This is a genomic window from Verrucomicrobiia bacterium (assembly GCA_026414565.1).
GTDB lineage: Bacteria > Verrucomicrobiota > Verrucomicrobiia > Limisphaerales > Fontisphaeraceae > Fontisphaera.
In genome coordinates this window covers 1-10,594 of the sequence record JAOAIT010000036.1, presented here as the reverse complement: position 1 = coordinate 10,594, position 10,594 = coordinate 1, and the positions used below count along the sequence as shown (strand labels likewise).

General features: G+C 66.8%; 10 protein-coding genes and 1 pseudogene. 5 read left to right on the top strand and 6 right to left on the bottom strand.

Annotated features, from left to right (window positions below):
* Positions 1-287 (top strand): hypothetical protein (locus N3J91_08185; GenBank protein MCX8156408.1); only part of this gene is annotated, 287 nt, incomplete at its 5' end.
* Positions 169-1,026, top strand: a pseudogene (locus N3J91_08180) (hemolysin family protein). The gene N3J91_08185 and the pseudogene N3J91_08180, both read left to right, overlap by 119 nt.
* Here the strand turns inward: N3J91_08180 and N3J91_08175 are convergent.
* Positions 951-1,703, bottom strand: a complete 753-nt coding sequence (locus N3J91_08175) for a YqgE/AlgH family protein (GenBank protein MCX8156407.1) — start codon at positions 1,701-1,703, stop codon at positions 951-953. The pseudogene N3J91_08180 and the gene N3J91_08175 overlap by 76 nt on opposite strands.
* Before the next feature lie 140 nt (positions 1,704-1,843).
* Here N3J91_08175 and speY point away from each other — a divergent pair, with 140 nt between their 5' ends.
* From speY to N3J91_08160, 3 genes are all read left to right on the top strand, one after another.
* A complete protein-coding gene (gene speY / locus N3J91_08170; GenBank protein ID MCX8156406.1) occupies positions 1,844-3,049 on the top strand; it encodes a deoxyhypusine synthase in 1,206 nt (401 codons plus the stop codon).
* Between the two features lie 151 nt (positions 3,050-3,200).
* A complete protein-coding gene (locus tag N3J91_08165) occupies positions 3,201-4,991 on the top strand; it encodes a glycine--tRNA ligase (protein ID MCX8156405.1) in 1,791 nt (596 codons plus the stop codon).
* 35 nt (positions 4,992-5,026) lie between these two features.
* Entirely contained in the window at positions 5,027-6,265 is a 1,239-nt protein-coding gene (locus N3J91_08160) for an LL-diaminopimelate aminotransferase (GenBank protein MCX8156404.1), read from the top strand.
* Between the two features lie 37 nt (positions 6,266-6,302).
* Here the strand turns inward: N3J91_08160 and N3J91_08155 are convergent, their stop codons facing one another.
* The 5 genes from N3J91_08155 to N3J91_08135 form a co-directional block, all read right to left on the bottom strand.
* Complete coding sequence (locus tag N3J91_08155; GenBank protein ID MCX8156403.1) at positions 6,303-7,457, bottom strand: Gfo/Idh/MocA family oxidoreductase; 1,155 nt, start codon at positions 7,455-7,457, stop codon at positions 6,303-6,305.
* A 53-nt stretch (positions 7,458-7,510) separates the two neighbouring features.
* Positions 7,511-8,131 carry a hypoxanthine phosphoribosyltransferase gene (hpt, locus tag N3J91_08150; protein ID MCX8156402.1) on the bottom strand — a complete coding sequence of 207 codons (621 nt, stop codon included), beginning with the start codon at positions 8,129-8,131 and terminating at the stop codon, positions 7,511-7,513.
* 12 nt (positions 8,132-8,143) lie between these two features.
* Complete coding sequence (locus N3J91_08145) at positions 8,144-9,733, bottom strand: pseudouridine synthase (GenBank protein ID MCX8156401.1); 1,590 nt, start codon at positions 9,731-9,733, stop codon at positions 8,144-8,146.
* Entirely contained in the window at positions 9,718-10,392 is a 675-nt protein-coding gene (locus N3J91_08140; GenBank protein MCX8156400.1) for a CAAX prenyl protease-related protein, read from the bottom strand. The genes N3J91_08145 and N3J91_08140 overlap by 16 nt, the downstream gene beginning before the upstream one ends.
* Positions 10,383-10,594: hypothetical protein (locus N3J91_08135; protein MCX8156399.1), on the bottom strand; the 212-nt coding region annotated here is incomplete at its 5' end. The genes N3J91_08135 and N3J91_08140, both read right to left, overlap by 10 nt.

Here is a 10,594-nt window from a genome sequence, read left to right as displayed (position 1 = left end):
GGGGGGGGGGGGGGGGGGGGGGGGGGGGGGGGGGGGGGGGGGGGGGGGGGGGGGGGGGGGGGGGGGGGGGGGGGGGGGGGGGGGGGGGGGGGGGGGGGGGGGGGGGGGGGGGGGGGGGGGGGGGGGGGGGGGGGGGTGGCGTATATGTCGCTGGTGTTGGGGGAGCTGGTGCCCAAGCGGATAGCCCTGAGCCAGCCGGAGCGGATTGCGTGCATGATGGCGCAGCCGATGCAGGTGTTGGCGCGGGTGGCTCAGCCGGTGGTGAGCCTGTTGGGGGTGACGGCTGATTTTTTGTTGCGGGTGCTGGGGATTCGGGAAGGCTCCGCCGCGCCGGTGACGGAGGAGGAGGTGCGGGTGTTGATGGAGGAGGGGCGGCGGGCGGGGGTGTTTCATCAGGCGGAGCCGCAGATGGTTGAGCGGGTGCTGCATTTGGACCGGTTGCGGCTGGCGGATTTGATGACGCCGCGGGCCAAGATATTCTGGCTGCAGGTGGAGGATCCGCCGGAGCAGGTATGGCACAAGGTGGTGGTGAGCGGGCATTCGGTGTTTCCGGTGTATGGGGGGACGCGGGATCAAGTGGTGGGGCTGGTGACGGTCAAGGCCCTGTATGCCCAGCTAGGGGCGGGGGCGCCGCTGCGGCTGGCGGATTTGGTGACGCCGCCGCTTTACGCGCCGTTCAGCCAGCGGGCGACGACGTTGTTGGAGACCTTTCGCCAGACCGGGCAGCAGGTGGCGCTGGTGACCGATGAATACGGGAGCATTGCCGGCCTGGTGACGCTGCATAATCTGATGGAGGCGGTGCTGGGTGATTTTCCGTCGCCGCAGGAGCGGAGCCGGCCGTGCGCGGTGGCGCGGCCCGACGGCTCCTGGCTGGTGGATGGGCTGCTGGAGGTGGGGGAGCTGCAGAGGTGCTGCGCCGGGTTGCCGGTGGACGAGGGGGCGGGGCGGGATTACCGGACGGTGGGGGGGTGGGTGATGAAACAACTGGGGCGGGTGCCGGTGGAAGGCGATCGATTTCGGGCGGGGCCGTATGAGGTGGAGGTGCTGGACATGGACGGGCACCGGGTGGACAAGCTGCTGGTGGTTGCGGTGGCGGGGGAGGCGGGAGCGGGGGGGTAATTCCAGGAGAGGTCTTTGGGGGTTTGGGAGAGGAGGCGGTATTCCGGGCCTTTGGCGCGGAGGATGGTCTGCCACAATTTTTCGGGCTCGTCGGTGAAGATTAGGTCGAGGGAGGCGGGGTGGGTGAGCCAGGCCTTGCGGCGCATTTCTTCATCGAGCTGGCCGGGGCTCCAGCCGGCGTAACCGGCGAAGACCTTGACCTTCTGGGTGGGGGAGCTGGACTGGGCAAGCTCGATGAGGGAGTCGAGGGAATGGCCCAGGTTGAGGTTGGGCATGACGCTGGCGTTGGGGAGGAAGAGGTCGGAGTGCAGATAGCTGAGGGCGTTGGTCTGGACGGGGCCGCCGAGGTAGAGGGTTTGTTCTTTGAGCACCTCGGGCAGGTCGGCCACGACGGCTTCGCCGATTTTGGTCTGGGTGGGGCGGTTCAAGACCAGGCCGAAGGCGCCCTCGGCATCGTGCTGGCAGACCAGGACGACGGTGCGATGAAAGAAAGAGCCCCCCAGCTTGCCGCCGTCCAGCAGCAACTGTCCTTTCAGCGATTTGAATGCCTTGGGCACAACGCGCCGGTCTTCTGTAGATACCATGCCCCAAAACGGGGCGGTTGACAATGGGGAAGGGGGCAGGGGGATGGGGGGGAGGAGGCGGGGAGCGAAAAAGATTGGCAAGCGCGGGCGGAGACGTACATTAAGTCGGCTTTGGGAACAACGCAGCAAGGCGACATATCATGAAAGAGAAACGTCACAGCCGATATCGTGAGGATTTGAGCGACATGCCGGACTGGCTGAAGAAGAAGAAATGCCCGCATCGGGACCGGTATCTTTCGGGGAAGCGGATTCTGCCGAAGAATCTGACGGGGAAGGAATCGGTGGAGTATCTGGTGGACGAGGTGTTTCTGGCCTACAACTCGGCGCGGTTGAAGGAGGGGTGCCAGTTGTTTGTGCAGAAGATGCTGGAGCCGGAGGTGACGATTGGGATGAGCCTGTCGGGGGCGCTGACGCCGGCGGGGCTGGGGTGTTCGTGCATTATCCCGCTGATCAAGGCGGGGTTTGTGGACTGGATCGTGTCCACGGGGGCGATTTTGTACCACGACATGCATTTTGCGCTGAATTTTCCGGTGCGGGTGGGCAGTTTCAAGCTGGACGACACGGAGCTGCGGCAGAACGACATTGTGCGGATTTATGATGTGCTGATCGGGTACAGCGACTGCCTGATGGCGACGGATGAGATTCTGCGGTCGATCCTCATCCAGCCGGAGTTTCAGAAGGAGATGGGGACGGCGGAGCTGCATTATCTGCTGGGGCGGTATTGCGCGGAGTGGGAGCGGAAGGCGGGGCTGAAGGATGTGTCGGTGCTGGCGGCGGCGTATCGGGCGGGGGTGCCGTGCTACACGTCGTCGCCGGGGGATTCGACGATTGGGATGAATGTGGCGGGGGTGGAGTTGCGGGGCAACAAGCTGCGGATCAATCCCTCGATTGATGTGAACGAGACCACCGCGTTTGTGCTGGCGGCGAAGCGGTCGGGGGGGAAGAGCGGGGTGGTGTTGTGGGGCGGGGGCAGTCCGAAGAACTTCATGTTGCAGACGGAGCCGCAGATTCAGGAGGTGCTGCGGATCAAGGAATACGGGCAGGATTACTTTTTCCAGATCACGGACGCGCGGCCCGACACCGGGGGGCTGTCCGGGGCGACGCCGAGCGAGGCGGTCAGTTGGGGGAAGGTGGATCCGGACCGGCTGCCGGACGCGGTGGTGTGCTACACGGACACGACGATAGCGATGCCGATTTTTACGCATTACGCCCTGGCCAAGCACAAGCCGCGGAAGTTGCGGCGGTTGTATGATCAGCGGGCCACGATGGTGAAGGCGCTGACGCGCGAGTATTTCAAGCACAACAAGGTGAAGATGCTCGACGGGAGCGAGCCGGCGCTGGATTAAGGCCGGGGCCGGAGGAGCGGAGGGGCGGCGGGCCGGGCGGAAACCCGGCCCGCGCGCGTTTTCAAGGGGGGCGTGTTTGGCCCGGGGCGGGCGGGGTGCGCGATGCGTCCGCTTGACAGGGGGCGGGGCTTGCCCAAAACTGCGGGTTTTTATGGCAGAAGCGAAAAGCAATGAGTTGATGGAGAAGATCGTGTCGCTGTGCAAGCGGCGGGGGTTCATTTATCCGTCGTCGGAGATCTACGGCGGCATCAACGGTTTTTGGGACTACGGCCCGCTGGGGGCGGAGCTGAAGCGCAACGTGCGGGAGCAGTGGTGGCGGTGGATGGTGCACCGGCGGGAGGACGTGGTGGGATTGGACGCGACGATCATCATGCATCCGCAGATTTGGAAGGCGTCGGGGCATGTGGACACGTTCAGCGATCCGATGTGCGACTGTCTGCTGACGAAGAAGCGGTTTCGGGCGGATCAAATCGAGCCGCAGTCCGGGATTGCGTATCATTACAGCGGGGCGCGCAACACGGCGACGGGGCGGGAGGTGCAGGAGCCATACGCGGTGCTGTTGACGCCGGGCAAGCCGCCGGAGAGCGCGCGGAAGACGGCGGTGCAGTATTACCGGGAGCGGGGGCTGGGGAAGGAAGGCTCCATCGAGCTGCTGGGGGAGCGGACGGAGAAGGTGGAGAATTCGCAGCGGTTCAATCCGGAGAACGGGTCGCTGCTGACCGAGCCGCGGCCGTTCAATTTGATGTTCAAGACGTACGTGGGGCCGGTGGCGGACGAGGAGAATGTGGCGTATTTGCGGCCGGAGACGGCGCAGGCGATTTTTGCGCAGTTCAAGAACGTGCTGGAGACCTCGCGCATGAAGGTGCCGTTTGGGATTGCGCAGATGGGGAAGGCCTTTCGCAACGAGGTGACGCCCCGCAATTTCACCTTCCGCTCGCGGGAGTTTGAGCAGATGGAGCTGGAGTTTTTCATCAAGCCGGACGAGGCGGTGGCGGCGCAGGCGGGGGCGGTGGCGCAGGTGGCGGCCCCGGGGCATCCGGGGGAGCCGCAGGCCAACTGGGGGTGGGAGGTGTGGCACAAGTACTGGGTGGAGGAGCGGATGCGTTTTTACGAGAGCATCGGGCTGCCGCGCGCGCGGCTGGAGGAGTACTGGCAGAAGCCGGAGGAGCTGGCGCATTACGCGAAGGCGACGGTGGACATTTTGTATCAGTTTCCCTTCGGGACGCAGGAGCTGGAGGGCATCGCGGCGCGGGGGGACTTTGATTTGTCGCAGCATCAGAAGCACAGCGGCAAGAGCATGGAGGTGTTTGACGAGGAGGTGCGGACGGCGTGGAAGAATCTGGGGGAGGAGCAGCGGGCGGCGCTGCAACGGCGGTTTGTGGAGGAGAAGGCGGCCGCGCTGCAGAAGAAGGGGCTGGGGGAGGCGGAGGCGCGGGCGCAGGCGGAGCAGGCGGGGCAGCAGTATTTTGAGAAGCTGGCGCGGGGGAGCTACATACCGCACGTGATCGAGCCGTCGGCGGGGGTGGATCGGCTGGTGCTGGCGCTGCTCTGCAACGCCTACCACGAGGAGGAGACGGTGGATGAGAAGGGGAAGAAGGAGACGCGGGTGGTGCTGCGGTTGCATCCGCGGGTGGCGCCGATCAAGGTGGCGGTGTTTCCGCTGTTGAAGAACAAGCCGGAGCTGGTGGCGCGGGCGCGGGAGGTGTATGCGCGGCTGCGGGGGGAGATGCTGGCGTTTTATGACGAGGCCGGCTCGATAGGGCGGCGTTATGCGCGGCAGGACGAGGCGGGCACGCCGTTCTGCGTGACGATTGATTTTGACACGTTGGGCGAGACGCCCGAGTTGAAGGATACGGTGACTCTGCGGCATCGGGACACGGGGGAGCAGGAGCGGGTGCGGATTGAGGAGCTGCTGCCGCGTTTGCAGGCGGCGCTGCGGTAGGGCGGGGTGGGGGTTGCAAACTTTGCGGCATTATTATGGCATACCTGAATGCGCATTATTTGAAATTGAAGGCGGGCTATTTGTTTCCGGAGATTGCCCGGCGGGTGAAGGCCTTTGGCGAGCAGCATCCGGAGCTGGCGCCGCGGGTGGTGCGGTGCGGGATAGGGGATGTGACGGAGCCGCTGCCGGCGGCGTGCATTGCCGCGCTGCACCGGGCGGTGGACGAGATGGCGCGGCGGGAGACGTTTCGCGGGTACGGGCCGGAGCAGGGTTATGAGTTTTTGCGGGCGGCCATTGCGGAGCATGATTTCCGGGCGCGGGGGCTGGAGGTGGCGGATGACGAGGTGTTTGTGAGCGACGGGTCGAAGTGCGATTGCGGGAACATTCTGGACATTTTGGGGCATCAGAACACGGTGGCGATACCGGATCCGGTGTATCCGGTGTATGTGGACACCAACGTGATGGCGGGGCACACGGGGCCGGCGGATGAGACGGGGGCCTACGCGGGGTTGCGGTATCTGCCGTGCACGCCGGCGAATGGCTTTGTGCCGGAGCCGCCGCGGGAGCCGGTGGATGTGATTTATTTGTGTTCGCCCAACAACCCGACGGGGGCGGTGGCGACGCGGGGGCAGTTGCAGGCGTGGGTGGAGTACGCGCTGCGGCATGGGTCGTTGATTTTGTTTGACGCGGCGTACGAGGCGTACATTGGGGATGCGGGGCTGCCGCATTCGATCTATGAGATTCCCGGGGCGCGGGAGTGCGCGATTGAGTTTCGCAGTTTTTCGAAGAACGGGGGTTTCACCGGGGTGCGGTGCGCGTACACGGTGGTGCCGAAGACGTTGCTGGCGATGGATGACCAGGGCCAGCGGCGGCCGCTGCATCCGTTGTGGAACCGGCGCATGGCCACCAAGTTCAACGGGGTCAGTTACATGGTGCAACGCGCCGCCGAGGCGCTGTACACGCCGGAGGGGCAGGCGCAGGTGCGGCAGTTGATTGAGCATTACATGGGCAATGCGCGGCTGCTGCGCGAGGGGCTGCAGGCGGGGGGGTTGACGGTGTACGGCGGGCAGAATGCGCCGTATTTGTGGGTGAAGGCGCCGCCGGGCTGGACGAGCTGGCAGGCGTTTGATGCGCTGCTGCAGCAGATTCAGGTGGTGGTGACGCCGGGGAGCGGTTTTGGCGCGCAGGGGGAGGGGTATTTTCGGGTTTCCTCGTTCAACAGCCGCGCGAATGCCGAGGAGGCGGCGCGGCGGTTCCGGGCGATGCAGTGGTGAAGGAGCGGGCCGGGCGCAGCGCGGGGCGGGCGGGGCCTCAGAGCTGGCGGCCGAAGGAGATGTCGCTGGTGGCGAAGTTTGCGATGCTGCGGGTTTTCTCGTGGAAATGGCGGGCGTTTTGGAGGACGCCGGCGCGGGTGTAGAAGAGGGCATCAGGGGGGAGCGGCAGGCGCACCCAGCGGCCGGTGTGGGCGGATTCGTAAATGGCGGTCACCAGTTCGACGGTGCGCCGCCCCTGGAGGCCGTCCACCACCAGGGATTCCCGGCCGAGGATGGCGTGGAGGAAGTTGGCCACCTGGGCATCGTGGCCGGTGAGGGGGAGTTCCGGGAGTTCTTCATAGGCGCGTTGCAGCTCGGCGAGGACATCGGGGGCTTCTTCGGGGAAGCCGTTTTCCTTTTGGACATAGGCCTTGGGGGCCCAGGGGATGGAGAGTTTGGCGCGCTCGCACTGGAAGACGAGTTGTTGTTCTTCGCCGTGGTGGACGAGGGAGGCGGTGAACTGGCCGAGGGCGCCGTGCTCGAGGCGCATCAGAGCGGCGGAGAAATCTTCGACTTCGGAGTTGTCGTGGTGGAGATTGGCGGTGAGGGCGAGGAGCTCGCGGGGGAGGCCGGCCATCCAGAGGAAGAGGTCGGCGTGGTGGATGGCGTGATTGAGGGTGCAGCCGCCGCCTTCTTTGGCCCAGGTGCCGCGCCACCAGAGGTCATAGTAGCGGCTGCCGCGCCACCAGAAGCTGTCCACCTGGGCATGGAGGAGGCGGCCGAAGCGGCCGGAGTCGAGGAGGCGTTTGACGCGCATCATGGGGGTGCGGAAGCGGTTTTGGGCCACGACACTGAGGAGGGCGCCGGTCTGGCGTGCGGCGGCGAGCATTTGGTCACATTCTTCGAGGGTGGGGGCCATGGGTTTTTCCACGAGGAGATGTTTGCCGGCCTGGAGGAGGGCGACGGAGGCGGCGGCGTGTTCAAAGGGGGGCAGGCAGACGGAGGCGGCGTCGAAGGCGCCCCACTGGAGCAGCTCGGCGTAGCCGCCAAAGAGGCGGGCGTCCGGGAGGGCGTATTTGGCGGCTTTTTCGCGGGCTTTCTCGGGGTACAGGTCGGCGAGGGCGACGATGCGGCAGGCGTTGGGCCATTTGAGGTAGGCCTGGAGGTGACTGTCGGCGATGGCGCCGGTTCCAACAATGGCGATGCGCAGCATGAGCAGGTTTTTAGCGCAAAGGCCGGCCGGGGGCCACGGAAAAGCGGCGGGGGTCAGGCGGGCGGGGCGGGGGTGGCGTACTTTTCGGGTTTGAGGACGCCGATGAAGGGGAGGTTGCGGTAGCGCTCGGCGAAGTCGAGGCCGTAACCGACGACGAAGAAATCGGGGATGCGAAAGCCGGTGTAGTGGGCGGTGACGGGCACCTGGCGGCGGGCGGGTTTGTCGAGGAGGACGCAGACGCGGAGCCGGCGGGGGCGGTGGGCGCGGAGTTTGGCGAGGACGGCGGTGAGGGTGCGGCCGGTGTCGAGGATGTCTTCGACGACGAGGACGTCCCTGCCCTGGATGTCGAGGCGGAGGTCCTTGGTGAAGGTGAGTTCGCCGCTGGTGGTGGAGGCGCCGTAGCTGGAGACGGAGAGGAAATCCAGGCGGAGGGGCAGTTCGAGGTGGCGGACGAGGTCGGCGAGGAAGACCACCGTGCCGCTGAGGAGGGCGACGAGGACGGGCTCGCGGTGGCGGTAATCGCGCTGGATGGCGGCGGCAAGCTGGCGGACGCGGCGGGCGAGGCGGTCTTCGGGGATGAGGACGCCGGCGAGGTCGTGGCGCCAGCGCGGGGGCGGCGGCTGGAGGCGGCGGGAGGTTTCGGGGAGGCGGCCGGGTGTGGTTGGGGCGGACATAGGCGGGGGGGGTTAAGAGAGACGCAGCCAGAGGGTTTTCAAATGCGCGGGTTCTTCGCGGGTGATGGGGAAATCCGGGGGCTGGGGGACGTAATGTTGCTGGCGGATGCGGCGGCCGGCGGCCTGAGCGGCGGCGTGGATCATTTCCACGAAACGGGCGGGCGGGAGGGCGGCGGCGTTGGTGCTGGCGAGGAGGACGCCGTCGGGGCGCAGGAGGGGCAGGGCGAGCCGGACGAGGTTGGGGAAATCTTTTTCGGCGCGAAACACGCCGTGTTCCCTGGATTGGGAGAAGGTGGGGGGGTCGAGGATGACGACGGCGAATTGGCGGGCTTTGCGGGCGAGGCGTTTGAGCCAGGCGAAGGCGTCGCCGTAGATGAAATCATGGGCGGCGGGGTCGAGGTGATTGAGGGCAAAGTTGCGGCGGCCCCAGTCGAGGTATTTGCGGGAGAGGTCGAGGCTGGTGGCGCGGGCGCCGCCGAGGGCGGCGCAGACGCTGAAGGCGCAGGTGTAGGCAAAGACGTTGAGCACCTCGTGCGGCGGGGGGGGGAGGTAGAGGGGGAAGTCGCGGGCCACGTGGGCGGTGAGGAGGCGGCGGCGGTTGTCGCGCTGGTCGAGGAAGAGGCCGACGGAGCAGCCCTCGGTGAAGCGGATTTCGTAGGCGACGCCGTTTTCGCGGACGGTGAATGCGGGGGGGGCGGCGCGGCCGTCGAGGAGGCGCGGGGCGACTTCCTGGGGTGGTTTGCCGCGCACGACGGGCAGGCGGGGCTGGAAGTAGAGGCCGCCGCCGGGCGGGGCGCGGAGGTGCGAGGGAGGGGCGGCGGCGTGGAGGAGGTCGAAGTCCCCCCAGGCCTCGAGGTAGAGGCCGGGATGGCCGTCGGCGGCGCCGTGCCAGCGGCGGAAGGCGGTGGTTTCCTCGGGATGAATGAAGGCCTGGCGGCGGGCGCGGGCGGGGTCTGCGGCGAAATCAGGGGGTGCCTGCCAGCGGAGGGGCAGGCCGGTGGCGGGGTGGTGGAGGGCCATTTCGGCGGCGTGCAATTCGACGCGATGCGCCGGGGGGCCGCCGTAGAGGACATCGCCCACGATGGGGCAGCCGCTGGCGGCGGCGTGGACGCGGATTTGGTGGGTGCGGCCGGTGAGGGGGCGGGCCTCGATTTCGGAGGTGGCGCCCCGGGACAAGACGGTGAAGCGGGTGACGGCGGCGGTGGCGGGGTCGCGGGCGGGGCGGCTGAGGTAGTGTTCGCCGGCGCGGATGATTTCCGAAGTGACGGACCAGGTGGGGCGCGGGGGGGTGCCGCGGGTGCGAAAGACGTAACGTTTGTGGACTTGGCGGCGGGTGAACTGGGCGGTGAGGGACTGGCAGGCGAGGGCGGTTTTGGCGAAGATCATCAGGCCGGAGGTTTCCTTGTCGAGGCGGTGGACGATGGCGAGCCGGCTCCAGCGGGGTTCGCGATGGCGCAGCCAGTCGTAGAGGCCCTCGCCGGCGTAGGGGGCGGGGGCGTGGGTGTTGAGGCCGGGCGGTTTGTTGACCACCAGGAGATGCTCGTCCTCAAAGAGGACGCAGGGGGGCAGGCGGGTTTCCATGCGGCTTACCAGAACTGCCACTGGCCGCGGAGGATGACGTAGAGGCCGAGGGCGAGGTTGGCCACGGCATGGGCGGTGACGGCGTCGCCGAGGCGGTTGCGCCACAGCACGAGGCCCTGGAGGAGGAAGCCGGTGAGCAGCCCGGCCAGCCATTCGTAGTGTTCGACGGCAAACAGGGCGGAGGTGGCGAAAAAGGGGAGGGGCAGAAAGCGGTTGAGGGGGACGGAGAGGAAGTCTTTGTGGGCGAGGTAGCGATAGACGAAGCTGCGGTAAAACACTTCTTCGAGCATGGGCACGAGGAGGGTGGAGCCGGCGAGGCGCACGGCGATGAAAAACCAGGCCAGCAGGGTGCCGTGGCCGAAGATTTCGTGGGGATTCCAGGGGAGGGGCGGGCGGCCCCATTTGGGATAAAAGGGGTCGAGGCCCACCCAGAGGAGGAAGATGAGCAGGCCGGCGGCGACGGCGGGGGCGTTGAAGCGCCATTCCAATTCGGCGAGGGCGTGGCGCGCGAGCCACAGGAGCCAGGCGCCAGCCAGGGTTTTGAGGAGGTAAAGGAAATAGCGGGGCAGGCCTTCCCATTGTCCGGCCAGGCCGGTGAGGAGGAGGAAGATGACAAAGGGCACGACTCGCGCCGCGACGGGCGAGCGCCGCCAACCCAAGAGCCACTGCCTTAGAGCCATAAGACTTTGACCACGCCGCGCAGCTCCACCTTGACGCTGCGCGGTTCAATGGCGATGACCTTCACTTCGCCGATTTGATCTCCCACAAACAGGGTGCGGTTATTGATGACGGCGGAAGGATTTTTGGGCCGATAGAAAATGCCCTGCAGGGTGAGCGGCGGGAATTCCACATTTGCGGGCGGCGGCGGGGCGGGGGCGGGGG

Excerpts from the sequence above, each read along its gene's own strand:
- N3J91_08175 (MCX8156407.1), bottom strand. The coding sequence starts at position 1,703 with ATGGTATCTACAGAAGACCGGCGCGTTGTGCCCAAGGCATTCAAATCG.
- speY (MCX8156406.1), top strand. The coding sequence starts at position 1,844 with ATGAAAGAGAAACGTCACAGCCGATATCGTGAGGATTTGAGCGACATG.
- N3J91_08165 (MCX8156405.1), top strand. The coding sequence starts at position 3,201 with ATGGCAGAAGCGAAAAGCAATGAGTTGATGGAGAAGATCGTGTCGCTG.
- N3J91_08160 (MCX8156404.1), top strand. The coding sequence starts at position 5,027 with ATGGCATACCTGAATGCGCATTATTTGAAATTGAAGGCGGGCTATTTG.
- N3J91_08155 (MCX8156403.1), bottom strand. The coding sequence starts at position 7,457 with ATGCTGCGCATCGCCATTGTTGGAACCGGCGCCATCGCCGACAGTCAC.
- hpt (MCX8156402.1), bottom strand. The coding sequence starts at position 8,131 with ATGTCCGCCCCAACCACACCCGGCCGCCTCCCCGAAACCTCCCGCCGC.
- N3J91_08140 (MCX8156400.1), bottom strand. The coding sequence starts at position 10,392 with ATGGCTCTAAGGCAGTGGCTCTTGGGTTGGCGGCGCTCGCCCGTCGCG.